19 protein-coding genes and 1 pseudogene are annotated in these 23762 nt (G+C 73.2%); 14 read left to right on the top strand and 6 right to left on the bottom strand.

The features are described 5' to 3' along the window. Positions 1 to 123: 123 nt before the first annotated feature. On the top strand, positions 124 to 1146 hold the full coding sequence (locus tag VGP36_14690; GenBank protein HEV7655961.1) for a LacI family DNA-binding transcriptional regulator: 1023 nt from the start codon (positions 124 to 126) through the stop codon (positions 1144 to 1146). Here VGP36_14690 and pabB read toward each other — a convergent pair. Both pabB and VGP36_14700 read right to left on the bottom strand, forming a co-directional pair. Continuing rightward, positions 1097 to 2458: pseudogene (gene pabB / locus VGP36_14695) on the bottom strand (aminodeoxychorismate synthase component I). The gene VGP36_14690 and the pseudogene pabB sit on opposite strands and share 50 nt — an antisense overlap. A 56-nt stretch (positions 2459 to 2514) precedes the next feature. Then, positions 2515 to 3543, bottom strand: coding sequence for a serine hydrolase domain-containing protein (locus VGP36_14700; GenBank protein ID HEV7655962.1), 1029 nt, complete (start codon positions 3541 to 3543; stop codon positions 2515 to 2517). Positions 3544 to 3576: 33 nt separating this feature from the next. Between VGP36_14700 and VGP36_14705 the strand changes: the two genes are divergently transcribed. Beyond that, positions 3577 to 4338 (top strand): carbon-nitrogen family hydrolase, encoded by a 762-nt coding sequence (locus VGP36_14705; protein HEV7655963.1) that lies wholly within the window; start codon positions 3577 to 3579, stop codon positions 4336 to 4338. A gap of 54 nt (positions 4339 to 4392) precedes the next feature. Here the strand turns inward: VGP36_14705 and VGP36_14710 are convergent, their stop codons facing one another. Both VGP36_14710 and VGP36_14715 read right to left on the bottom strand, forming a co-directional pair. Continuing rightward, the gene (locus VGP36_14710) at positions 4393 to 6951 is read right to left on the bottom strand and encodes a hypothetical protein (GenBank protein HEV7655964.1); all 2559 of its coding nucleotides are present in this window, start codon (positions 6949 to 6951) and stop codon (positions 4393 to 4395) included. 156 nt (positions 6952 to 7107) lie between these two features. Beyond that, positions 7108 to 9189, bottom strand: coding sequence for a glycogen debranching N-terminal domain-containing protein (locus VGP36_14715; protein HEV7655965.1), 2082 nt, complete (start codon positions 9187 to 9189; stop codon positions 7108 to 7110). Positions 9190 to 9317: 128 nt separating this feature from the next. Between VGP36_14715 and VGP36_14720 the strand changes: the two genes are divergently transcribed. From VGP36_14720 to VGP36_14735, 4 genes are all read left to right on the top strand, one after another. Beyond that, positions 9318 to 10409 carry a LacI family DNA-binding transcriptional regulator gene (locus VGP36_14720; protein HEV7655966.1) on the top strand — a complete coding sequence of 364 codons (1092 nt, stop codon included), beginning with the start codon at positions 9318 to 9320 and terminating at the stop codon, positions 10407 to 10409. Beyond that, positions 10406 to 11674, top strand: coding sequence for an extracellular solute-binding protein (locus VGP36_14725; protein ID HEV7655967.1), 1269 nt, complete (start codon positions 10406 to 10408; stop codon positions 11672 to 11674). The genes VGP36_14720 and VGP36_14725 overlap by 4 nt, the downstream gene beginning before the upstream one ends. Positions 11675 to 11785: 111 nt before the next feature. Continuing rightward, positions 11786 to 12886, top strand: coding sequence for a sugar ABC transporter permease (locus tag VGP36_14730; GenBank protein HEV7655968.1), 1101 nt, complete (start codon positions 11786 to 11788; stop codon positions 12884 to 12886). A 1-nt stretch (position 12887) separates the two neighbouring features. Continuing rightward, the gene (locus tag VGP36_14735; protein ID HEV7655969.1) at positions 12888 to 13748 is read left to right on the top strand and encodes a carbohydrate ABC transporter permease; all 861 of its coding nucleotides are present in this window, start codon (positions 12888 to 12890) and stop codon (positions 13746 to 13748) included. Here the strand turns inward: VGP36_14735 and VGP36_14740 are convergent. Continuing rightward, positions 13738 to 15318 carry an alpha-amylase family glycosyl hydrolase gene (locus VGP36_14740; GenBank protein ID HEV7655970.1) on the bottom strand — a complete coding sequence of 527 codons (1581 nt, stop codon included), beginning with the start codon at positions 15316 to 15318 and terminating at the stop codon, positions 13738 to 13740. The genes VGP36_14735 and VGP36_14740 overlap by 11 nt on opposite strands. Before the next feature lie 227 nt (positions 15319 to 15545). Between VGP36_14740 and VGP36_14745 the strand changes: the two genes are divergently transcribed. Further along, entirely contained in the window at positions 15546 to 16559 is a 1014-nt protein-coding gene (locus VGP36_14745; GenBank protein HEV7655971.1) for a hypothetical protein, read from the top strand. Between the two features lie 22 nt (positions 16560 to 16581). On the opposite strand, the gene VGP36_14750 is transcribed toward VGP36_14745, so the two are convergent. Beyond that, the gene (locus VGP36_14750; GenBank protein ID HEV7655972.1) at positions 16582 to 17508 is read right to left on the bottom strand and encodes an MBL fold metallo-hydrolase; all 927 of its coding nucleotides are present in this window, start codon (positions 17506 to 17508) and stop codon (positions 16582 to 16584) included. 18 nt (positions 17509 to 17526) lie between these two features. On the opposite strand from VGP36_14750, the gene VGP36_14755 reads away from it, so the two are divergent. The 7 genes from VGP36_14755 (at position 17527) to VGP36_14785 (ending at position 23475) form a co-directional block, all read left to right on the top strand. After that, positions 17527 to 18429, top strand: a complete 903-nt coding sequence (locus tag VGP36_14755) for an aldose 1-epimerase family protein (protein ID HEV7655973.1) — start codon at positions 17527 to 17529, stop codon at positions 18427 to 18429. Between the two features lie 5 nt (positions 18430 to 18434). Then, positions 18435 to 19265, top strand: a complete 831-nt coding sequence (locus VGP36_14760; protein ID HEV7655974.1) for an alpha/beta fold hydrolase — start codon at positions 18435 to 18437, stop codon at positions 19263 to 19265. Next, positions 19258 to 20205 (top strand): prolyl aminopeptidase, encoded by a 948-nt coding sequence (gene pip / locus VGP36_14765; protein HEV7655975.1) that lies wholly within the window; start codon positions 19258 to 19260, stop codon positions 20203 to 20205. The genes VGP36_14760 and pip overlap by 8 nt, the downstream gene beginning before the upstream one ends. 22 nt (positions 20206 to 20227) lie before the next feature. Then, on the top strand, positions 20228 to 20929 hold the full coding sequence (locus VGP36_14770; protein ID HEV7655976.1) for an alpha/beta hydrolase: 702 nt from the start codon (positions 20228 to 20230) through the stop codon (positions 20927 to 20929). A 165-nt stretch (positions 20930 to 21094) separates the two neighbouring features. Beyond that, a complete protein-coding gene (locus VGP36_14775; GenBank protein ID HEV7655977.1) occupies positions 21095 to 22129 on the top strand; it encodes a lysylphosphatidylglycerol synthase transmembrane domain-containing protein in 1035 nt (344 codons plus the stop codon). Between the two features lie 121 nt (positions 22130 to 22250). Beyond that, on the top strand, positions 22251 to 22712 hold the full coding sequence (locus VGP36_14780; protein HEV7655978.1) for an SRPBCC family protein: 462 nt from the start codon (positions 22251 to 22253) through the stop codon (positions 22710 to 22712). A 52-nt stretch (positions 22713 to 22764) separates the two neighbouring features. After that, entirely contained in the window at positions 22765 to 23475 is a 711-nt protein-coding gene (locus tag VGP36_14785) for a methyltransferase domain-containing protein (GenBank protein ID HEV7655979.1), read from the top strand. The last annotated feature ends 287 nt before the right edge of the window (positions 23476 to 23762 follow it).

A 23762-nucleotide genomic window follows, 5' to 3' on the forward strand; every position in this document is an offset into this window, starting at 1 on the left:
CTGTCGGATATCGTCGCGCTCATGGCCGCGGCGGCGTCTGGGAACGGTTCCAACGCAGGGCGGCGGATCGGGAGAAGTCCGGCATCCGGTCGGGCGGCGGGGTGGGCGCGGTATAACGGGCCCATGACGCGGCCCCCGGACGCACCGGCCACGATCAAGGAGATCGCCGCCGTCGCCGGGGTCTCCAAGTCGACCGTGTCCCGGGTCATCAACGACACCCCGGGGGTCAGCGCGAAGGCGCGGGAGCTCGTGCGCTCGGCCATCGAACGGACCGGCTACCAGCCCAACCGGGCCGCGCGCAGCCTCGTCACCCGGGCCACCGGCTCGATCGGGCTGGTCGTGTCCGAGGATCAGGCCCGGATCTTCTCCGATCCGTTCTTCGCCAGCATGGTCCGCGGCGCGACCGAGGTGGTGCGGCCGCTGGGCATCCACCTGGTGCTCATGCTGGCCGAGGACCAGCGGGCCCGCGAGCAGCTGCTGGACTACCTGCGGCACGGGCACGTCGACGGCGTGCTGTTCGTGTCCACCCACGCGGCCGACCCGCTGCCGCGGATCCTGGTCGCCGAGCGGCTGCCGGCGGTGCTCTCGGCCCGGCCGCTGAGCCCGCTGCCGATCAGCTACGTCGACGTGGACAGCGTGGCCGGCGCCGGGCTGGCCGTCGACCACCTGGTCGAGCGCGGCCGGCGGCGGATCGCCACGATCGCCGGGCCGCAGGACATGCCGGCCGGGCAGGACCGGCTGCGCGGCTGGACCCAGGCGCTGGCCGCGCACGGCCTGCCGCACGGGCCGGAGCTGGTTGCGTACGGGGACTTCGACCGGGGCAGCGGCGCGCGGGCGATGGAGGAGCTGCTCGGGCGCGGGGTCGGGTTCGACGGGCTGTTCGTCGCCTCCGACCTGATGGCCCTGGACGCGGTGCCGGTGCTGCGCGAGCACGCGCTGCGGGTACCCGAGGACGTCGGCGTGGTCGGGTTCGACGACTCGGTCGCCGCCACCCAGATCCGCCCGGCGCTGAGCACGATCCGGCAGCCGGTCGAGGAGATGGCCAAGGCGCTGACACTGTCCTTGCTGGACCGCATCGGCGATCCGGACGCGCCGATCACGTCGCGGATCTTTCCACCCAAGCTGGTGCCGCGGGAATCGAGCTGAGCAGGGCCGTCGTCATTGCCCGCGACTTGACCACGGTCTCGGCGTACTCGTCGTCCACATCGGACAGTGCGGTGACCGCGCCGCCGACGCCGAAGGAGACCGTGTCCCCGGCCGCGACCAGGGTGCGGATGACGATGCTGAGATCGGCCGCGCCGGTGAGGGAGAACCAGCCCAGCGCGCCGGAGTAGACCCCGCGCGGGCCGTCCTCGAGCTCGTCGATGATCTCCATCGTGCGGATCTTGGGCGCGCCGGTCATCGAGCCGCCGGGGAAGCAGGCCCGGACACAGTCCACAGCGGACAACTCCGGCCGCAGCCTGCCGCGGACGGTCGAGACCAGCTGGTGCACCGGCGCGTACGTCTCGACCTGGAACAGCCGGGGCACGTGCACGGAGCCGACCCGGCAGACCCGGTTGAGGTCGTTGCGCAGCAGGTCGACGATCATGACGTTCTCGGCCCGGTCCTTCTCCCGGCCGAGCAGGTCCGCCTTCAGGGCCGCGTCCTCGGCCGGGGTGGCGCCGCGCGGGCGGGTGCCCTTGATCGGCCGCGACTCGGCCACGCCGTCCGCGCTGATCGAGAGGAACCGCTCCGGCGACGCCGACAGCACGGCCAGGCCGGGGAACTCCAGCAGGGCCCCGTACGGGACCGGGCTGATCCGGCGCAGGCCCTGGTACGTGCGCAGCGGGTCGACGGTCACCGGCGCGGAGACCTCGGTGGTCAGGCAGATCTCGTACGACTCGCCGGCCCGGATCCGCTCCAGGCACTCCTCGATCCGGGCCCGGTACGCCTGCCGGTCGTGCCGTGGGCGCAGGAACGGCACGTCGGTCATCCCGACCAGCGGAGGACCGTCCGGTGTGGACAGTGTCTCGGCCGGCCGGAGCCGGGCCGCGGTGCCGGCGATCCAGCCGTCGTCCTCCAGCGCCAGCAGCCAGCTCACGCCGTCCCGGTGGTCGATGGCCAGCATCCGGTCGGCGAACACCAGCGCCGCGTCGGGTGTCGTCGCCGCGTGCGCCGCCGTCCCGCCGGTCTCGGCCTTCAGCTCGTAACCGAGGTAGCCGACGTAGCCGAGCGCGAACTCGAACGGCAGCCCCGGCGGCGGGGCGATCCGGCGCCGGCGCAGTTGCTCGTCCAGCCAGCCGAAGAACGGCCGGGTCTCCTGCCGGACCCCGTCCGGGCCGGCCACGGTGACGGTCCCGTCCGCGACCCGGTAGGTGATCCGCTCGGCCCGCGGCCCGCGCGCGTCGCCGAGGAAGGAGAACCGGGACAGCCCGTCCACGGCCAGGCTGCTGTCCAGCCAGAAGCCCGGCGCGAACAGCTCCCGGTACGCCACCGCGGTGTCGGCCGCGAACGGCAGCCGCCGCACGTGCACCCTCATCCGCCCGCGAGCGCCGCGGCGACGAACGGGTTGTCCGAGGTGAGGACGTCGTGCAGGTCGATCCCGTTCTGCGCCAGCACGACCGTGCGGCCGCCGGTGGTCCGCAGCGCGATCGTGGTGTAGCCCGGCACCCCACCGTGGTGTCCGAACGCGACGGTCCCGTCCGGACGCTCGTAGCGGACCAGCCCGAGGCCGCGCCAGATCCCGTCCTCCAGCGGCTCGGTGCGGGCGGTCATCGTCTCCAGGTCCGCCGGGTCCACCACCCGCCCGTCCAGCAGGGCGTCGAAGAACCGGCCCAGGTCCCGCGGCGTCGCCGTCATCGCGCCGCTGGTCCAGCCCTCGGACGGCGAGACCGCCGGGATCGCCTGGTAGGCCGCGGCCGCCTCCATCCGCTGGTATCCGGTGGCATGCGGGCCGTGCAGCCGCGTCTGGGCGATCGGGAACGTGGTGTCGTGCAGCCGGAGCGGGGCCAGCACCCGCTCGTGCAGCAGCGCGTCCACCCGCGTCCCGGTCGCCTTCTCGACGATCAGCCCGAGCAGCACGTAGTCGGTGTTGCAGTAGCGGAACGACTCGCCCGGGGGGTTGCGGTCCGGCTGGGCCAGCGCGACCGCGACCAGTTCCTCGGGCCGGAAGTAGCGGGTGACCCGGCCGAGGTCCGGCGGCAGGCCGAGCAGCGGCCAGGCGTAGTCCGGCAGCCCCGAGCGCATCCGCAGCAGCAGGTCGACGGTGATCGTGTCGCCGTCCGGCACGAGCCCCGGAAGCCAGCGCTCCACCGTGTCGGTGCGCGCGAACGCGCCCTCCCGCAGCAGCTGGACCAGCAGCGCGGACACGTACGTCTTGGTGATGCTGCCGATCCGGAACCGGTCGTCCGCGGTCGGCGGCCGGCCGGTGTCCAGGTCGGCCACGCCGGTGCCCGCCTCGAAGACCGGCACCCCGTGCTCGGTGACCAGGCCGACCAGGCCGGGCCCGTGGGCGGCGGCCGTCCCGGCCAGGGCATCCCACAGTCCGGCGGTGTCGATCGGCATGGCCCCACCTTAGGATCGGAGCCGGGAGGCTTCATGCGAGTAACGCTGATCCAGACCGAGATCGACGGCTCGCTGCCGCTGGCGGACCGGGTCGCCGGGGTGGCCGAGCAGGTCGCGGCCCGCGCCGGGGACGACCTGGTGCTGCTGCCGGAGCTGTGGGCGACCGGCTACTTCGCCTTCGACGACTATGCGGCGACGGCCGAGCCGCTGGACGGGCCGCTGGTCACCGCGATGGGCGCGGCGGCCCGGGCGGCCGGCGTCACGCTGCACGCGGGCAGCATGGTCGAGCGGGACGAGGCCGGGCACCTGCACAACACCAGCCTGCTGTTCGACCCGTCCGGGACGCTGGTGCACACGTACCGGAAGGTGCACCTGTTCGGGTACGGCTCCCGCGAGCAGGAGCTGCTCACCCCGGGAGACGCGGTCGGCGCGTACGGGTCGGTGGCGCTGTCGACCTGCTACGACCTGCGCTTCCCGGAGCTGTTCCGGACCCAGGTCGACGCCGGGTCGCAGCTGTTCCTGGTCGCCGCGGCCTGGCCGCTGTCCCGGCTCGCGCACTGGCAGCTGCTGCTGCGGTCCCGCGCCCTGGAGAACCAGAGCTACCTGCTGGCCTGCAACGCGGCCGGCCGGCAGGGCGGCGTCGAGCTGGCCGGGCGCAGCGCGGTCGTCGACCCCTGGGGCGAGGTCGTGGCCGAGGCCGGCGCCGGTCCGGGGACGCTCACCGCCGAGATCGACACCGACCTGCCCGTCCGCGCCCGCAAGGAGTTCCCGGCCCTGGCCGACCGTCGCCTGTAGACAGACCTGTCTGTGGACGGACCTGTCTGTTGACAGGCCTCCCTGCGGACAGACCTAGCTGTCCGCGCCGCGCAGCAGGGCGGCGGGCTCGGCCGCGTCGGCGACGCGCTGCGTCTCCAGCGCCCCGGCGAGCGCGACCACCAGCAGGACGCCGGCACCGATCGCCAGCAGCGCCAGCGGCACCACCAGCACGCCGCCCGGCGGGTAGAGCGGGTTCACGTCGAGCAGGCCGCGGACGGCGGCGGCGAAGGCGATCGCGCAGCCGGCGCCGAGCAGCCAGCCGACGGCGAGCACGCCGGCCAGCTCGGCGGCCAGCGAGCCGAGGTGGGCCCGCCGGGTCAGCCCGATCCGGCGCAGCAGCACGTAGGAGATCAGGGTCGAGCGTTGCCGGGCGGACAGGTAGAGGAACAGCCCGGCCACCCCGATCAGCCCGATGAGCACGGCCAGCGCCTGCAGGTAGCCGAACGTCCAGGTCACCGGCAGCAGCTGGGTCGCGCCGAGGAACTGGGACGGCGAGACCTCGCGCAGCGGCGGCCGGCCGGCCTTCGTCAGCGTGCTGACCGCGGCGGAGAGGTGGGCGGTGTCGGTCCAGACCTCCTCGACCCGGTTCGAGTACGGATCGAGGTCCTGCAGCGCCGTCCGCGGCACCACCAGCAGCGCGGAGCCGCGGATCCGGATGCCGGGGAACAGGTCCGCGGTGCCGACCACCGTCGCCGTCAGCGTGCTCTGGCCGGAGGTCAGCCGGACCCGCGAGCCGCAGCCGGTGCACCGGATCGCCAGCGCCGGCACGCCCGGCCCGCTGAGCCGCCCGACCAGCCCGGGCAGGCCGGAGCCGAAGATCGACGGATCGGTGTACGCGAAGCGCAGGAACGTGGCCGGGTCGATGCCGAGCACCTCGGTGTCCGCGCCGGCCACCGTCCCGACGTCCCGGACGAAGCTGACCTGGGTGCCGGTATCGCCGACCGGCAGCGTCTGGGCCGGCGTCGCGTTGAGCACCAGCGCGTGCTCGGTCCCCGCGTACGTCCGGGCCTTGGCGATCACGTCGGCGTCCGTGGAGCGGGTCATCGCGCCGGCGTAGCCGAGGATCGCGACCGGCACCGCGGTCGCCACCAGCACGGCCGCGGTCGCCGTCCGCAGCCCGGCCAGCCGCCGGACGGCCAGGTGCAGCGGGGTGGACGCGGTCGCGGTCCGGCGCCGCAGCCGGGGCAGCAGCGCGGTCAGCACCCGGGCCAGCAGCAGGACCGCCCCGGCGGTGCCGATCAACCCGAACGCGACCAGCCGGGGATCGACCCGGACCACCGCGAGGCCGTCGGTGACCACGGCCCCGCGGCGGCGCATCGACACGTACGCCCAGGCGGCCAGCGCGAGCAGCGCCAGCTCCCAGGGGATCGGCGGGAACGAGCGGGGCCGGGACCGCTCGGCCGAGCGCAGCGCGGCCACCGCGGCGAGCGCGGCCAGACCGCCGGCCAGCGCCGGCAGCACGGCCTCCAGCGCATGCCAGCCGGCGCCCGGCTCCAGCCGCGGGGCCGGGCCGGCCGCGCGGACCAGCAGGATCGCCGCGCCCCAGCCCGCCGCGGCCCCGGCCAGCGCCGGCCCGCCCATCTCCAGGCCGGCCTTGGCCGCGATCGCGGGCGGCCCGATGCCGCGGGCGTCCAGCAGCCGCAGCTCGGCCCGCCGCTGGTCCACCCAGAACGAGGCCGCCGCGCCGACCAGCAGGATCGCGACCAGCACGCCGGCCAGCGCGACCGGGGTGATCGCGCCGCGGACGCCGTCGCGGGTGTCGCGGGCGGCCGGCAGGTCGTCGGTCAACCCGGTGCGGACGGCGAACGTGTCGCCGAGCGTGGTCGCCAGCGCGGCCTGGCCGGCCAGCACCCGGTCGGCCTCGGTCAGCGTGAGGTCGGCGGTGTCGACGTCGGCGTACCGGATGGTCTCGATGCCGCCGGCGAACAGCCTCCGGTCCCCGGCCAGGTAGGCCGCGGTCAGCCGGGCCATCGTCGGGGTGTCGGCGAGCAGGAACGGCGGCGGCCGGTTCTCCAGCGTCGGCACGATCGCCTGCTCCCACGTGCACCAGTACGGCGGGAGCGTGCCGCCGAAGCCGGGGCCGGCGAGGTCCTCGTACAGGCCGGCGACCGGGGTGCTGACCCGGCCGATGGTGATCCTGTCGCCGATCTTCACGCCGTACCGCCGGGCGTCGAGGTCGGAGACCCAGAGGCCCTCGCCGCCGCCGCGGATCTTGCGGACGTGCGCGAAGACGTCGGCCCGCGCGTACAGGGTCAGGTCCATGCGGTCGGGGTTGGTGCCGAAGGGGGCGCGGATCTGGTCGGTCGTCACCTCGTACGGGGCGGGCAGGCCGGCGGCGACGGTCGCGGCCCGGACGGACGCACTCGTCGCCGGGCCGGGCTCGCCGACCACGGCCGGGCGGTCGGCCTCCGGGCACTGCGCGGCGACCCGGCGTTGCAGCGCGGCCGCGCCGGCCGAGGACAGGAACAGCGGCCCGGACGCGGCCGCGATGGCGAGCAGCGCGCAGGTCCCGGCGATCGCGGCCAGCACCGCCGGCCGGCGCAGCAGCAGTCCCGGAGCCCGGCGCCACGGTGCGGTCCCCAGAATCCCCACCGGCAGATCCTCGCAGCCGCCCCGCACCGCTTCCCGCCGGGCGGCGCGCCTGTCCCCGGGCCCGGGACCGGGCACGCGCTGGGCCGGGCTCGGGCCCGGGTGGTGTCGAGGCCGGGCGGCGTCCGACCGTCGTGCCTGCCCTGACGCCGGGCGGCGTCAGGGCAGGGTGATCTCGACGCCGGCCGGGGCCGCGAGGATCTCGACGGTCCCGTCGGCGGACAGGTGCAGGTCGAGCGGTTCGCCGGCGATGCGCAGGCCGCGGACGGTCAGCTCGCCGACGGGGGAGGGGCGCAGCGGCCGCAGCGTGACCCGCCCGGCCGGCACGTCCGGCTCCAGCCCCAGCGTCGCGGTCAGCACGACCAGCGCCGCCGCGGCCGACCAGGCCTGCGGCCGGCACGCCGCCGGGTACGCCAGCGGGAGCCGGCCGCCGCCCGCGGTCTCCCCGCCGTACAGCTCCGGGAGGCGGAAGTCGAACGCCGCCCCGGCCGCCAGCAGCCCGTGCACGTAGCTCGCGGCGGTGGCCCGGGCCGCCTCGGTCCCGGTCGCGGCCAGCCCGCGCAGCGCGATCGCGGTGTCGTGGGCCCAGACCGACCCGCCGTGGTAGCTGAGCGGGTTGAACCCGGCCGAGCGCGAGGACATCGTCCGCAGGCCCACGCCGCAGTCCAGGTCGGGCGCGGCCAGCCGGGCGACCACGGCCGCGGTCTCGTCCTCGGCCAGCAGCCCGGAGCCGAGCAGGTGGCCGATGTTGGAGGTGATCGAGTCGACCGGACGGCCGTCGCCGTCCAGCGCGATCGCCGGGTACCGCCCGGCCGGGTCCTCGACCCAGAACCGGTCCCGGAACCGGTCCCGCAGCGCACCGGCCCAGTCCCGCCAGCCCGCGCCCCCGTCCCGGCCGAACGCGTCGAGCAGGTCCGCCCCCTGCCGCGCCGCCTCGTACGAGTAGGACTGGACCTCGCAGAGCGCGATCGGCGGCGGGGCGAGCCGGCCGTCCGCGTACTGCACCGAGTTGCCGGAGTCCTTCCAACCCTGGTTGGCCAGCCGGCCGCCGCTGTCGGCGTACTTCACGAAGCCGGTGCCGGCCGAGGCCCGCAGCCAGCCCAGGGCCGCCTCCAGGTTGGGCAGCAGCGCCTCGACGTCGGCCGCGGGCAGGCCCCAGCGCCAGGCGTCGTGCAGCAGCGAGATCCACAGCGGGGTCGCGTCGACGGTCCCGAAGTAGAGGTCGATCCCGCCCGGCCCGGTCCGGACCTCGTGCAGGATCTTGCCCGGCTCCTCCTCGGTGTCCGGGTCACGCCGGGTGCCCTGCCGGCGGGCCAGCGTCCGCAGCGTCCCGGCGGCGAGCTCGGTGCCCAGCGGCAGCGCCATCCGGGCGGCCCAGATCGAGTCCCGGCCGAACAGCGTCAGGTACCAGGGCGCGCCCGCGGTGAGGTAGTGGTCCTCCGGCGCGTCCGGGTCGGCCGCGAGCAGGCCGGCCAGGTCGGCGACGGCCCGGTCGAGCAGGGCCGGGAACCGGTGGTCGCCCGCGGTGACGGTCGGCGGCCGCCAGAGCTCCCGGGTCGGCGGGGCCGCGATCGGCGGCCGGCCCGGCGCGGTCGCGGTGACCTCCAGCGTGACCGACCAGCGGCCGCGGGCCGCCAGCGTCACGTCCCAGCCGGCCAGCACCCGCGACGGCGCCCCGACCCGGACCTCGTCCGGCGCGGGCGCGAGCGTGGCGATCACGGTGATGTCGCCGCCGACCGGCCAGCGGACCGTGCCGGGCTCGCCGACCTCGGGCCGGATCGGCGGCGCCGTGCTCGGCCGGCCGGCCTTGATGTCGTCCATGGCGGCCAGGTCGGAGTCGAGCTCGACGGTGACCGTGCAGGTGAGCGGCTCGGTGGCGCGGGAGACGAGGCTGATCGTCTCGCGCGCGCCGTGCGGCGAGACGGTCCGGTCCCGCTCCACGAACACGGTCGGGTCGGGGCCCTCGTCGCCGAGGTGCCGGGCCACGCCGACGAACCGGGCGGTCGCGGTGTCCGTCGACTGGCCCCGGACCGGCGCGGGCTCGTGCCCGTCCACGGTGACCACGAGCCGGGACAGCACCCGGTGGTCGGCGAGGTAGACCCCGCTCGCCGGCGCGGTCAGCTGGCCGTCCGGCTCGGACAGCACCAGCGCGGGGGCCGCGACCACGGTGACCAGCTCGTGCAGATAGGGCTGCTCGCTGCGGACGGCCGAGTCCCGGGGGGCCACCTCCACTGCCGACACCGGCCCAGGCTAGCAATTTGATCGTTCATCAGACAGACTGTCGGCGAATCTGATTTGAACGATCAACCGCGGGGAACGATCGCAGCACCTATCCATCGGCACCCTTCATCGGCGGAGCAGGGTCGGCAATGGCAGCCGCACGAGCACCGGGAACGCGACCGACGGTCAAGTCCGTCGCGCGGCATGCCCAGGTGTCCCGGCAGACCGTGTCGAACGCGCTCAACGCCCCGCAGCGGGTCCGCCCGGACACGCTGTCCCGGGTGCTGGCCTCGATCAACGAGCTCGGCTACCGGCCCAACACGGCCGCCCGCAACCTGCGTACCCAGTCGACCCGGCTGCTGGCCTGCCGGCTGCTGCCCTCGCTGCAGATGGGCACCGGCGGCGTCCTGGACCGCTTCCTGCACGCGCTCTGCGACGCCGCCCGCGACCGCGGCTACGACGTGCTCAGCTTCGCCGCGCCGACCGACGACGCCGAGCTGGACGTGGTCGACGACCTGCTGCGCCGGCACGCCGTCGACGCGTACGTCATCTCCGGCACCCACAACGTCGATCCCCGCCCGGACTGGCTGGCCGCCCGCGGCGTGCCGTTCGTCGCGTTCGGCCGGCCCTGGGGCGAGTCGGACACCGGCCACTCCTGGGTGGACGTGGACGGCGCGGCCGGTATGGACGCGGTCGTCGAGCACCTGGTCGCCCACGGGCACCGGCGGATCGCGTTCGTCGGCTGGCCCGAGGGCAGCGGCGTCGGCGACGACCGGTTCGCCGGCTTCACCCGGGCCACGCTGCGGCACCGGCTGTCCACCCGCGGACTGGTCCGCCGGGGCGAGGACGGGATGGCCTCCGGGGCCGCCCTGACCGACCGGTTCCTGGACCTCGCGCAGCCCCCGACCGCGGTGGTCTGCGTGAGCGACGTGATGGCGCTCGGCGCCATGCGCGCCCTGGACGACCGCGGCCTGCGTCCCGGTTCGCAGGTCGCGGTCACCGGGTTCGACGACAGTCCACTCGCGACGGTCGTCCGGCCCGGGCTCACCAGCGTCCGGCAACCGCTGGAGGCCGTCGCGGAGCAGGTGATCGAGCTGCTGCTCGAGCACCTGCACGGCACCCGCAGCGCGCCGACCCAAGTGCTTCTCGACCCCGCACTCGTGGTGCGGGACAGCAGTGATCGCGGCGGTGTCCCCCTGCCGACGCGGCTGAATCCCCGAGTAAGGAGAGATCGACGATGATCCGACGGACCCGGGCTCCCCTGGCGCTGGTCGCCGGGGTCGGCCTCATGCTGGCCGCGGCCTGCGGTGGCGGCGACAACGGCTTCAACGGCAACAGCGGCGGCAACGCGGCCGGCGGCGGAGCGACCTCCGGCGTCAAGCTCACGATGCTCATCGGCTCCTCCGGTGACGCGGAGACCAAGGCGGTCACCGACGCCAGCAACGCCTGGGGCCAGAAGGGCGGCAACACGGTCACCGTGACGCCGGCCAAGGACCTGACCCAGGAGCTGACCCAGGCGCTGGCCGGCGGCAGCCCGCCGGACGTCTTCTACGTGGACGCGTCGAAGTTCGCCGGGCTGGTCAAGGGCGGCGCCCTGGCCGCGTACGGCGACCAGATGCCGAACAAGGACGACTTCTACCCGAACCTGCTGCAGTCCTTCACCTCCGACGGCAAGGTCTACTGCGTGCCGAAGGACTTCTCCACGCTGGCGTTGGAGATCAACAACGACATGTGGACGAAGGCCGGTCTGACCGCGGCCGACTACCCGACCACCTGGGACCAGCTGCAGACGGTGGCCAAGAAGCTCACCACCGGCGGCGTCACCGGGCTGGTCATGAGCGACACCCTCGACCGGGTCGACGCGTTCATGCGGCAGGGCGGCGGCTCCTTGGAGAACACCGACGGGACCGCGTTCACCGCGGACTCGCCGCAGAACCTGAGCGGGCTGCAGTTCGTGCAGAAGATGGCCCGCGAGGGCGTGCTGAAGTTCCCCAAGCAGACCGACACCGGCTGGGGCGGCGAGGCCATGGGCAAGAACAAGGCCGCCATGGCGATCGAGGGCAACTGGTTCGTCGGCGGCGTCGTGAACGACTACCCGAAGCTCAAGTACACCGTCGTGCCGCTGCCGAAGGGCGCGCAGCAGGCGACGCTGTCGTTCACCAACTGCTGGGGCATCGCGGCCAAGAGCAAGAACCAGGCCGCGGCGATCGACCTGGTGAAGTACCTGACCTCGACCGACCAGCAGCTCGCGTTCGCCAAGGCGTTCGGCGTGATGCCGTCGGTGAAGTCGGCGCAGGCGCAGTTCGCGCAGCAGTTCCCGGCCCAGAAGGCGTTCGTGGACGGCGCGGCGTACGCGACCGGCCCGACCAGCATCCCGGGCTTCGACCAGGTGCAGAAGGACTTCGACTCGAAGATCCTCGGCCTGTCCGACGGGTCCTCGGATCCGAAGGCGATGCTGACCGCGTTGCAGAAGAACGGCTCCGCGGCGCTGAAGGCCGCGAACTAGCGACGCGGCGGCGGGCGGACCCGAGGGGAGGGGTCCGCCCGCCGCGGCGTTTCCCGCGTACGTCCACACACGACGATCCGGCCACCGTCGTGTCCCGCGGAAGGACTGCCCATGACCTCGTCAGTCGGATCGACCACCGGAGCAGCCGGCGCGGACGTCCCGGCCGGGACCCTGGCCGCGACCGCCGAGCCGCCGCCGCGCCGCCGCCGGGGCAGCGCGCTGCGCCGGCAGGAACGCTGGGCCGGCTGGCTGTTCGTGCTGCCGGCGCTGGCCATCCTGCTGATCTTCCTGGTCATCCCGATCGGGCTGGCCTTCTACGTCAGCCTGACCCGCTGGGACGGGCTGTCCAGCCCGTTCGGCGGCGGCGCGAAGTTCGTCGGGCTGGACAACTACAAGAGCCTGATCACGGTCGACAACCTGACCCGGCAGAACTTCGCCACCTCGATCCGCAACAACTTCTACTTCGTGCTGTTCGTGGTGCCGCTGCAGACCATCCTGGCGCTGGGGCTGGCGGTGCTGCTGAACAACAAGTTCCTCAAGGGCCGCAGCTTCTTCCGGACCGCGTTCTTCTTCCCGTCGGTCACCAGCAGCATCGCCACCACGCTGGTCTTCCTGTTCCTGTTCTCCGGCAGCGGCGCGATCAACTCGCTGCTCGGTTTCGTCGGCATCCACGGTCCGAACTGGACGGCCGACTCGCGCGGCGACTTCCACCAGGTGCTCAAGGTCGTCGGGGTCGACTCGGCGCCGGGCTGGGCCCAGCACCAGTTCTTCAACCTCACCTGGTGGGACTGGCTGTCCGGGCCGTCGGTGGCGCTGACGGTCATCATCATCCTGGTCGTCTGGACGACCTCGGGCACGTTCATGCTGATGTTCCTGGCCGGGCTGCAGAACATCAACGACGAGGTGCTGGAGGCCAGCGAGGTCGACGGGGCCACGTCCTGGCAGACGTTCCGGATGGTGACGCTGCCGATGCTGCGCCCGACGCTGATCCTCGTGCTCACGCTCGGGCTGATCAGCACCTGGCAGGTCTTCGACCAGATCTACCTGACCGGCAACAACCCGGCGACGGTCACGCCGGCGTACCTGTCGTACAACCAGAGCTTCCAGAACTCGGCGTTCGGCATCGGCGCGGCCATCGCGTTCCTGCTCTTCGCGCTGATCATCCTGCTGGCCGCGATTCAGCGCCGGCTCGTCGGCACCGGGGAGGACTGAGATGGCCTCGCGCGACTACTCGCCGCCGTGGCGGCGCGGCCTGGGCTACTTCGGGCTCATCGTGTTCGGGCTGATCTTCATCGGCCCGTTCCTGATCCAGCTCGCGACGTCGTTCAAGACCGACGCGGACGCGGCGAACAACTCGCTCTCGCTGATCCCGCACCCGGTCACGTTCGGCGCCTGGCAACGGATCTTCGGCTTCACCGACAACTCCGGGATCCCGTTCGGACGGTGGCTGACCAACAGCGTCATCGTGGCCACGGTCATCACGCTGGGCCGGGTCTTCCTGGACAGCCTGGCCGGCTACGCGCTGGCCCGGCTGAAGTTCCCCGGCCGGCAGGCGGTGTTCTGGAGCGTCCTGGCGGTGCTGGCCGTGCCGGGCGCGGTGCTGCTGATCCCGCGGTTCCTGGTGCTGAAGGAACTGACGCTGTTCAACTCGTACCCGGGGATGATCCTGCCGATCATCGCCGACGCGGCCGGCATCTTCCTCATGCGGCAGTTCTTCATCGGGATCCCGCAGACGATGGAGGAGGCGGCCCGGATCGACGGCGCCGGCGTCTTCCGGACCTACTGGACGGTGATCCTGCCGCTGGCCCGGCCGGGACTGATCACGCTGACGATCCTGAGCTTCCAGGGCTCGTGGAACGAGTTCCAGCTGTTCCTGGTGGCGACGTCGGACCCGAAGTACAACACCCTCACGACCGGGCTGGCGAAGTTCTCCAGCGGTCAGCTCGGCGCCGGGACGCAGTATCCGCTCACGCTCGGGGCCGCGTTGCTGTCCACGATCCCGGTCGCGATCGTGTTCTTCGCCTTCCAGCGGCACTTCATCGGCGGTCAGCTCGCCGCCGCGGTCAAGGGGTGAGCCGGTAGATCCCGTAGCCGAAGCCGTCGGCCTTGATCAGCCCGTCCCGGACGTCGACGCCGCTGACCTCCAGCGCGACCGCCTCGCGGCCGGCCAGCTCGGCCGGGGAGACGGAGACCGGCTCCCCGGCCGGGTTGACCACGACCAGGTGGTCCTCGCCGCGTAGGTACGCCAGCGGGTAGCCGCGGCTGAGCACGGTCGTCGCCGCCGCGGTCCGCAGCGCCGGCGTCTCCCGGCGCAGCCGGACCAGCCGGCGGACCCGGTTCAGCGTCGAGTCCGGGTCGTCCTGCTGGGCCGCGACCGTGGGCCGGCCCGGGTCCGGATCCTGCGGCAGGTAGAGCTGATCGGCCGGCGCGGAGGAGAAGCCCGCGTTGGGCTGATCGTCGTCCCACTGCATGGGGCTGCGGCAGCCGCTGCGGTTGTACGCCGGGTCGTAGATGCTGCCCTCCTTGTCCGGCAGGCCGGGAAGGTAGCGCATGCCGATCTCGTCGCCGTAGTAGATCGCCGGCACCGTCCCCCAGGTCAGCAGGAACGCGTACGCGACGCCGAGCTGCTCCTGGGTCCGGGTGCCGGCCGCCAGCCGGGAGTAGTCGTGGTCGGCCGAGCCCATCACGACCAGCCGGTCCGCGCCGGCGACCCGGCGGTGGTCGGCCCAGATCCGCAGGAAGAGATCGAGGTCGGCGGCGCCCGCACCGTCCGCGTCGAAGTAGCAGCGCTCGTGCTCGGGCAGCCAGGACAGCGTGCCGGCGCCGCCGTTGTTGAACAGCGCGCTGTGGGCGGCGTGGATGACGAGGAAGAAGTCGGCGTCGAAGCCGCCGCGGACGCCGATGTCGGCGGCGGCCCGGCTCTCGCTCTCCGGCAGCAGGATCGCGTCCGGGTACGCCGGGTGCATCCAGCCCGCGATGTCCTGCCAGAGCGCGCCGGTGGCGGCGAAGTCCGGGTCGTCCTTCACCAGTGAGTACGCCATGTCGACGCGGAAGCCGGCCACGCCGCGGTCCAGCCAGAACGCGATGATGTCCTTGAGTGCCTGCCGGTTCGTGGCCGGCCCGGGCGCGTCGACCGGCTCCCGCCACGGCTCGGCCGGGTCCGTCCGGGCGTAGCCGAAGTTGAGCGCCGGCTGGGTGTCGTAGAAGTTCTTCAGATAGTAGCCGGGGCGGCTGCCGGGGGAGGCCACGAAGCCGGGACCGGGCCGGTCCGACCAGATGTAGCGGTCGTCGGCGGGGTCCGCGGCCGAGCGCCGGAACCACTCGTGCTCGGTGGAGGTGTGCCCGGCGACGAGGTCCAGCACGACCCGGATCCCGCGCTCCCGGGCCGCGTCGACGAACCCGACCATGTCGTCGTTCGTGCCGTACCGGGGGGCGATCCGCAGGTAGTCCGAGACGTCGTAGCCGGCGTCCTGGAACGGGGACGCGAAGCAGGGGTTGAACCAGACCGCGTCGACGCCGAGCGAGGCGATGTGGTCCAGGTGCGCGAGCGCTCCGGGCAGGTCCCCGACCCCGTCGCCGTCGGAGTCGGCGAAGGACTGCGGGTAGATCTCGTAGAACACGGCGTCCGCAAGCCAGTCGGTCACGCTCGCGTCCTCCCCTCGGCACCCCCGCGCCCGCGCGCGGCATGATCTCGCATGCTGAGCCTAGAGCCCACGCCACCGTGCCCGAGGGAGTTCCGAGGCGTCCGGAATTGCAAGGATTTGCGGTCACCCGATGCGGTGGACCATGCTCACAGCGTGATGCGCAATCCTGCCTCAGGCCTTACCGTCGAAGCACGGGGACCCGTCAGCTCACGTACGAGGTGAGGGCTATGTCGCGTTCTCGCATTGCCAGCGTCGAACACGCCGAGTGGCGGCAGGAGCACGAGCGTGCTGCCGCCGAGGCCCGCAGAGCCGAGCGGGCGTCCCGCAAGGCCCGCCTGGAGCGGGCGACGCAGCAATATCTTGCGGAGCGGGCGGCCGAGGCGGAGCGGCGTACGCGCCGGGTGGACGCTCAGGTCACCGAGCTGCGGACCGTGCTGGAGCACGGGCTGCGGCACAACCCCCGCATCGACCTGGCGGCGCTGCGCGAGCAGTTCGCCCAGCCGGCGCCGGACCTGAGCTCGGTCGGCTGGCGCCCGTTCCCGCCCGACTGGTCCCGGTACGAGCCGTCCACGCCGTCGGTGCTGGGCCGGGTCGTCTCCGGCGCGCGCCATCAACAGCAGCTCGCCGCGGCCCGGACCCGGTACGAGAAGGCGCTCGTCGACTACGAGCGGGCCGAGCACGACCGGCAGCGCCGCTTCGCCGACGCCCGGGCCCGGTACGCGGCGCAGGTGGCCGAGGAGCGGCTGCGGGTCGACGAGCACAACCGTTCGGTCGACGCGTTCGCCTCGGCGCTGCGGCGGCGGGAGCCGGACGCGGTCGACCGGCACCTGGCCATGGTGCTCGACGCCGTCCCGCTGCCCGAGGACTTCCCGCACCGGGTCGAGGTCGGCGGGTCGGTGGCCCGGTTCGAGCTGCCCGACCCCTCGGTGGTGCCGTCCGTCCGCGGCTTCCGCTACGACCAGGCCACCGACGAGCTGGTCGAGATCTGGCGCCCGGCCGAGGAGGTCGCCGAGCTCTACCGGCTGGTGCTCGCCCAGGTCGCGCTGCTCTGCCTGCGGGACGTGTTCGCGGCCGACCCGGGGCTGGAGTCGGTGACCTTCCACGGGGCGGTCCGGGGCGAGCGGCTGGTCGCGGTGCGCACCCGCCGGGAGCCGCTGGAGCGGGCTCTCGCCCGCGACCTCCGGCCGGTAGAGGCACTGTCCACTCTGGACAGTGAAGCCGAGCTGCGCTGGGCGTCCTGACCGGTCTGTTCCAGCTGCTGTCCTAACGGGACAGTCGGCGGCGGAGGCGGAACGCCAGCGCCCGCGCCGCCTGCTTGGCCAGTGCCACCTTGCCCGGGTCGTTGTAGACGACGAACGTGCCGAACGGGTGCACCCCGCGCTCGCCGGCGACCTTCTCCGCCGCGTCCTGAACCGCCCGCAGATCCGCCACGGTCAGCTGCGGCGGCAGCTCGTCGGGCTGGTAGAGCGCGGCGAACGGGTAGTCCCGGCCGGCCGTCCTGGTCATCTCGACGTGGCAGCCGAACACGTGCGTGACATCGCGCGCCTCGGCGAGCTCGATCATCCGCCGCAGGCTGTCCAGGAACGCCGGCATGTCCTCGACGAGCAACCGCCCCGGCAGGACGGTGTCGCCGGTGAGCAGCAGCCCGGACCAGGGGTCGTAGATCGTCACCGCGGTGACGTGGTGGCCCGGGGTCCCGGTGATGTCCAGGGTCCGGCCGCCGAGCTCGAACCGGACCACCTGGGAGGGCCAGTCGGTGAACTCGAAGTACTGCCGGACCGAGTCCAGGTCGGTGCCGACGACGTCGGTGTACGGCCGGTCCGCGAACTGCCCGTCGCCGGCCCGGTGGTCGCCGTGCCCGTGGGTGTGCGCGACGACCAGCGGGTAGATCTCGCGCGGGTGGGTCGCCAGCCAGCCGGCGATCAGCCCGTCGACGGTGTCGCGCAGGGTCCGGTCCTTGGTCGCACCGGTGTCGAGCAGCAGCGCCCGCTCGTCGCCCAGCAGCAGCACCACGAACGGCGCCTCGAACGTCACGTCCTTGCTCTGCCGGAGCAGGTAGGTGTGCTCGTCGTACGCGTGCACCTGGATCGGCGGGTCCGTCCGGACCCGGCGGCGGGGTGAGCCGTGGATCCAGGACACGTCCAGGTCGCCGTGGACAGGGGTGGGCCCGGCGAAGGCGCTGTCATCCATGTCGGACATCATGGACGGGTGACGGTCCCTTCCGGTAGGCAGATCCAGCTCGAGCACGGTGTGCACCGGGCGGTCGTGGTCGAGGTCGGCGGCGGCCTGCGCGAGTACACAGTGGACGGCGTCCCGGTGCTCGACGGCTACCCGTCCTCGGAGATGGCCAGCGGCGGGCGCGGCCAGACGCTGCTCCCGTGGCCGAACCGGCTGGCGGGCGGGCGGTACTCGTTCGGCGACAGCTCGTACCAGCTGGCGCTGACCGAGCCGACCAAGGGCAACGCGATCCACGGGCTGACCCGCTGGGTGAACTGGACGGTCGACTCGCAGACCGAGTCCGGGGTGGTCATGGCGCTGTCGCTGCATCCGCAGCCGGGCTACCCGTTCGCCCTGGAGTTCCGGCTGGAGTACACGCTGTCCGACGCGGGCCTGACCGTCCGGACCACGGCGACCAACGTCGGCGACGCGCCGTGTCCGTACGGGACCGGCGCCCATCCCTACCTCACGGCCGGGACCGACACCGTGGACGGCGCCACCGTGCAGGGGCCCGGCCGCCGCTACCTGCCGACCGACGACAACGGCATCCCGACCGGGACCGAGGACGTCGAGGGCGGGCCGTACGACTTCCGCCAGCCGCGGTCGCTGGACGGCGCCGAGGTCGACCACTGCTTCACCGACCTGGAGCGCGACGAGGACGGGATCGCCACCGTCACGCTGGCCGGGCCGGACCGCTCGGTCCGGCTCTGGGTCGACGGCGGGTATCGCTACCTGCAGGTCTTCACCGGGGACACGCTGGTGCCGGAGCGGCGGCGGCGCGGGCTCGCGGTCGAGCCGATGACCTGCCCGCCCGACGCGTTCCGCAGCGGCGAGGGGCTGATCGTGCTCGAGCCGGGTGAGACCACGATGACGACCTGGGGGGTCGCCCCGTGACGGAGATGGTGCGGGCCGGGTCGGTCGAGCTGTGCGCGCAGGCCTTCGGGACGCGCGGCGACCCGGCCGTCCTGCTCATCAGCGGGTCGAGCTCGTCGATGGACTGGTGGGAACCGGGGTTCTGCACGGCGCTGGCCGGCGGCGGCCGGTTCGTCATCCGGTACGACCTGCGGGACACCGGCCAGTCGGTGCACTACCCGGTCGGGTCGCCGGACTACGGCTCCCGGGACCTGGTCGCGGACGTCGCCGGGCTGCTGGACGCGTACGGGGTCGAGCGGGCCTGCCTGCTGGGGATCTCGATGGGCGGCGCGATCGCGCAGCTGACGGCGTTGCTGCGGCCGTCGCGGGTGAGCGCGCTGGTGCTGCTGTCGACGTTCGCGCCGGGCGGGCCTCCGGTCGGGATGGATCCTGCGCTTGCGGAGTACTTCCAGCAGGCCCCGGAGACCGACTGGTCCGACCCCGCGGCCGTGCTGGATCAGCAGATCGACTACCAGCGGGAGCTGGCGGCTGAGTCTGTGCCGTTCGACGAGCCGGCCGCCCGGGCGCTCACCGAGGCCGCCTTCGCGCGGACGCTGGACGTGCGGGCCTCGTTGACGAACCACGACCTGATCCGGTCGGACGTCGACGACTGGTACTCGCGGCTCGGAGAGATCCGGGTGCCGACGCTGGTCGTGCACGGCGCGGAGGACCGGTTCATCCGGCCGGCGCACGGAGAGGCGCTGGCCCGCTCCATTCCGGGCGCTCGGCTGCTCCTGCTGCCCGGCGTCGGGCACGAGTTCCCGCGGCGGGCCTGGGGTCCGGTCGTGCCGGCCGTGCTGGAGGTGTCCGGTGCCTGACCGCTACCCGCCTATCGAGCCGTACGCGTCGGGTCTTCTCGACGTCGGTGACGGGCACGAGATCTACTGGGAGACCTCGGGAAATCCGTCCGGGAAGCCCGTGGTCTGGTTGCACGGCGGGCCGGGCGGGCCGCCGGTGCCCAACCAGCGGCGGCAGTACGACCCGGCGGCGTACCGGATCGTGGTGTTCGACCAGCGCGGCTGCGGGCGGTCCCGGCCGCTGGCTTCCACTGCCGCCGCGGATCTCAGCACCAACACGACGCAGCACCTTCTGCAGGACATCGAACTGCTGCGGGAGCACCTCGGCATCGAGCGGTGGGTGGTGACCGGCGGGTCCTGGGGCGTGACGCTCGCGCTGGCCTACGCGCAGCAGCACCCGTCCCGGGTTCTCGCGATGTCGCTGGCGGCCGTCACCGCCGGGCGGCGGCTGGAGGCCGACTGGATCATTCGCGACATGCGGCGGATCTTCCCGCGGGAGTGGGACGCGTACGCGGCCGAGTTGCCGGAGTCCGAACGCGACGGTGACCTGGCCACGGCGTACGCGCGCCTGCTGGCCTCGCCCGACCCGGCCGTGACCGAGCGGGCGGCCTACCAGTGGTGCGTCTGGGAGGACACCCACATGTCGCTGGCGCCCGACTGGGAGCCCTGGCTGCAGCACCGGGATCCGTCGTTCCGGCAGGTGTTCGCGCGGCTGGTCACGCACTACTGGTCGAACGGGTGCTTCCTCGACGACACCCCGATCCTGGCCGCGATGGACCGGATCGCCGCGATCCCCGCCGTCCTCATCCACGGCCGGTACGACGTGTCCGGGCCGCTGGACACGGCCTGGGACCTGCACCGGGCCTGGCCGGCGTCGCGGCTGGTGGTGCTGGAGGACGCCGGGCACGGGGGCACGTCGATGACGGCGGCGATGCAGGCGGCGCTGGACGAATTCCGTTAGCCGGGCTGCCTAGGCTCGGATCGTGCTTCCGTTCCTGCAGCCGTTCGTCGCGCCGTTCACGCCGGTTTCGCCCGTGACCGTGGACGGGCTCTCCCTCTACCTGCCCCCGGAGCCTTCCCGGCCGGCGCCGGCGGTCGTGCTGGTGCACGGCGGGCCGGTGCCGGCGGAGCTGCCGCAGCGGCCGCCGTCCTGGCCGGCGTACGTCGGCTATGGCTCGCTGCTCGCGGCGGCCGGCGTGGTCGGGGTGATGTTCGAGCACGGCTACCGGACGCCCGATTCGCTCGACACGGCCGCTCTTGACGTGCGCCGGGCGGTGTCTGTTGCCCGGGAGCATCCGTCCGTCGACAGTGGACGGACGGTGCTCTGGTTCTTCTCCGGTGGCGGGGTGCTGGCCGGGGACTGGCTCGCCGCACCCCCGCCCTGGCTGGCCGCCGTCGCCCTGACCTACCCGATCTGCGATCACCGCCCCGGCGTCCAGACGTCGGTGGTCACGCCGATCGCCGCCGGCGCGACGGTGCCGGTGCTGCTGACCCGGGTCGAGCACGAGTTCGACTTCGTCGTGCCGACGCAGGAAGCGTTCCTGCGGGCGGCCCCGGCTGTCTCGGTCATAGACGTCCCCGGCGCCGAACACGGCTTCGAAACCATCAACGACACCGACGCGGCCCGCTCCGCAATCTCCTCCGCCGTCACCTGGACGACGGGTCACGCGCTCGGCCGCCCGTAGGCCGGCGTCGTGGTCGGAGGGTCGGACCGCCGCCCCCCGCGCCGCCGATCGGCATGACACGTTGTTCAGCAGTCGCCACGACATCGCGGCCCGGACCGCTTTGCGGCCGCGGCCGGACGGTTGAACTCTGTGTCCAGCGGGCCCGTGTACCCCAGCGTGGCCTCCGTGCGCGCAGGTGCGGTCGGGTTCGGTCGGGCGGTCCGCCGGTTGGGCCCGTTGTTGCTGCGCCTGGCCGGCGGCGTCACCGTGCTGTGGTTTCTCGCGCGGCTGGTGGGCGCGGCGCCGTTCGAGGACGGCCTGCGGGCGGTCACCTGGCCGGCGGTCGTGGCCGCTGCCATGCTCACTGCGCTGACCACGGCGTGTTCGGCCTGGCGGTGGCGGGTCGTCGCCCGGTCACTCGGCATCGGAATCGGGCTGCCGCGCGCGATGGGCGCCTACTACCGTTCCCTGTTCCTCAACTCCGTGCTCGTCGGCGGGGTCGTCGGTGACGTGCACCGAGCGGTCACTCATGGTCGGCGCGCTGGAGACGTGGCGCGGGGGATCCGCGCGGTGGCGTGGGAACGGTTGTGGGGTCAGGTCATCCAGGCTGTGGTGACCGCCGTCGTACTGCTGACGATGCCCTCGCCGGTCCGGCCCGCGCTGCCGTACGTCCTCGCGGGTGTGGCGGTCGTGGCCGGGTGCGCTGCGCTGGTGGTGCGCGGCGCAGCTCGCCGGGGCCGGTCGCGGCTCGCCCGCACGGCCCGGGCCGCGTCTGATGACCTGCGTCGCCAGCTGCTGGCCCCGGACGTGTGGCCCCAGCTCATGCTGGCGTCGGTGCTGGTCGTGACAGGGCACACGGCTACGTTCGTCATCGCGGCCCGGGTCGCCGGCTGCACCGCGCCGCTGGGCGTACTGGTCGCGCTCCTGATGGTGGTCCAGACTGCAGCGGTGATCCCCCTGAGCATCGGTGGGTGGGGGCCACGCGAGGGTGCTGCCGCCTGGGCCTTCGCCGCGGCCGGGCTCGGCGCGGCCACCGGGGTCACGGTCGTCACGCTCTACGCGGTGCTCATGCTGGCCGCGGTGACCCCGGGCGCCGGCCTGCTGCTGGGGGACATCGTTCGCCGCGCACGCGGCCCGGGTCACCCGGACGGGTCGGGACAACCCGATCTGGCCCCCGCAGGCGTTGGGGGGCGCTCGTGGCTGACCGGCGGCACCGGGTGACCGGCCCCGCCGGCCGCCTCGGGTCGATCCGTGTCCACCCTTTCGCCGTGCCATCCGGTGTCCTGCAGGACGGATCGGTGGCGACTTATTTTCAGTTCGGCCCGAGGCTGGAGGCTGGCTCATGACAATCAGAACCGAGAGCCGCATAACAATCGCTAGCAGCGTCCGCGATGCGTGGGCGTATTTCTGTGACGTCGGACGCTGGCCGGAGTGGGCACCGACGGTTCTCGAGTGCTGGGTTCGCGGGGGAGCTCCGCTTCAGCCCGGCTCGCGGGTCGAGCAGCGGGCGAAGGACCTGTGGCGGACGCACCGCCGGAGCCAGGAGGTGACCGCTGTCGAGGCGCCCCGCTACGTGGCTTTCGCCGGGTCAATGGGTACGTCCGCGGCGCGCTGGGGAATGGAACTCGAACCGGTGGACGACAGGCAGACCGACGCCAAGATGTGGATCGAGGTCGACCCCGCGGGCATCATGCGCGTGGCTCCCGGCCTTCTCAAGGGCAGTATTCAGCGCGTAAGCGATCGCGAGATGGCGGCGATCAAGGCTGCGGTCGAGTCCGCGGCGCGGGAAGGCGCGGAGTCCTAGATGAGGTGGCACCCCGTGCTAGCGCGACGCCACCGAGATCGAGGAGCACACCGTGAACCACATTGACCGAAAGCGCGAGCGTCTGATCGACATATACCGCAAGAAGGCGAAGCACTACGACCTCACCTCCCGGCTCTACCCCGCGCCCTGCTACCCCCAGCCGGGGCAACGCCTCCGGGCCGTACAAGCGCTCGGGCTTCGCGCGGGTGACAGCGTGATCGACGTCGCCTGCGGCACAGGTCTGAACTTCCCGCTGATCGAGGAGGTGATCGGTCCCGAGGGCCGGATCGTCGGCGTCGATCTGACCGACGCGATGCTCGCCCAAGCCCAGAATCGGATAGGGACGAAAGGCTGGAGCAATATCAGCCTCGTGCAAGCCGACGCGGTCGACTTCGACTTCCCCACCGGGGTCGACGCGATCCTGTCCACGTACGCCCTGTCGCAGGTGCCCGAGAGCGCGGAGGTCATCGCCCACGGCGCCGCAGCCCTCTCCGGAGGCGGCCGCTGGGTGGTGCTGGATCTCAAGGTTCCCAACAGCACGCCTGGGTGGCTGGCACAGCTCGGAACCGCGATTGTGCGGCCTTACGCCTCCATAGATGAGTGGATCGCGCGCCACCCGTGGGAGGCGATTCGCGCAGCCATGCAGGAAGAACTGACCGATGTTTCCTGGACCGAGTTGTTCTTCGGGACCGCATTCCTCGCGGCCGGGTCCCGCGACAGTGGAACCGTCGGCGTACGACCGCCGGGCAGCGGCCATCAGTGACCGTGGGCTGAGCAAGCGGTGACTCCGGCCTGCTCACCGGTCGCTCGGATCGACGGCGAACAGGCCCGTGCTCCTCTCAGTTCGGTTCGGCCCGGGCGGTTGAAGGGGGTCGAGGCCCGGGAGGATCTGCGCGGAGCCGCTGTGTCCGGATCGCCGCCGGTCTGCCGGAGTCCGCTTGCACGACCTACGGCATACCTGCGTAACGCTCCTGCTCGACGCCGGGGGTGCCTCCGTCTCCTCCACCGTCAGCTGGACCGCCGACCACGCCTCGACCGCCGGTGATGCCT

Source organism: Mycobacteriales bacterium, assembly GCA_035995165.1.
Lineage (GTDB): Bacteria > Actinomycetota > Actinomycetes > Mycobacteriales > CADCTP01 > CADCTP01.

Coding starts and splice junctions, on each gene's coding strand:
- VGP36_14700 (HEV7655962.1), bottom strand. CDS start 3,543: ATGCCGATCGACACCGCCGGACTGTGGGATGCCCTGGCCGGGACGGCC.
- VGP36_14735 (HEV7655969.1), top strand. CDS start 12,888: ATGGCCTCGCGCGACTACTCGCCGCCGTGGCGGCGCGGCCTGGGCTAC.
- VGP36_14745 (HEV7655971.1), top strand. CDS start 15,546: ATGTCGCGTTCTCGCATTGCCAGCGTCGAACACGCCGAGTGGCGGCAG.
- VGP36_14725 (HEV7655967.1), top strand. CDS start 10,406: ATGATCCGACGGACCCGGGCTCCCCTGGCGCTGGTCGCCGGGGTCGGC.
- VGP36_14760 (HEV7655974.1), top strand. CDS start 18,435: ATGGTGCGGGCCGGGTCGGTCGAGCTGTGCGCGCAGGCCTTCGGGACG.
- VGP36_14705 (HEV7655963.1), top strand. CDS start 3,577: ATGCGAGTAACGCTGATCCAGACCGAGATCGACGGCTCGCTGCCGCTG.
- VGP36_14780 (HEV7655978.1), top strand. CDS start 22,251: ATGACAATCAGAACCGAGAGCCGCATAACAATCGCTAGCAGCGTCCGC.
- VGP36_14690 (HEV7655961.1), top strand. CDS start 124: ATGACGCGGCCCCCGGACGCACCGGCCACGATCAAGGAGATCGCCGCC.
- VGP36_14750 (HEV7655972.1), bottom strand. CDS start 17,508: ATGGATGACAGCGCCTTCGCCGGGCCCACCCCTGTCCACGGCGACCTG.
- VGP36_14720 (HEV7655966.1), top strand. CDS start 9,318: ATGGCAGCCGCACGAGCACCGGGAACGCGACCGACGGTCAAGTCCGTC.
- VGP36_14730 (HEV7655968.1), top strand. CDS start 11,786: ATGACCTCGTCAGTCGGATCGACCACCGGAGCAGCCGGCGCGGACGTC.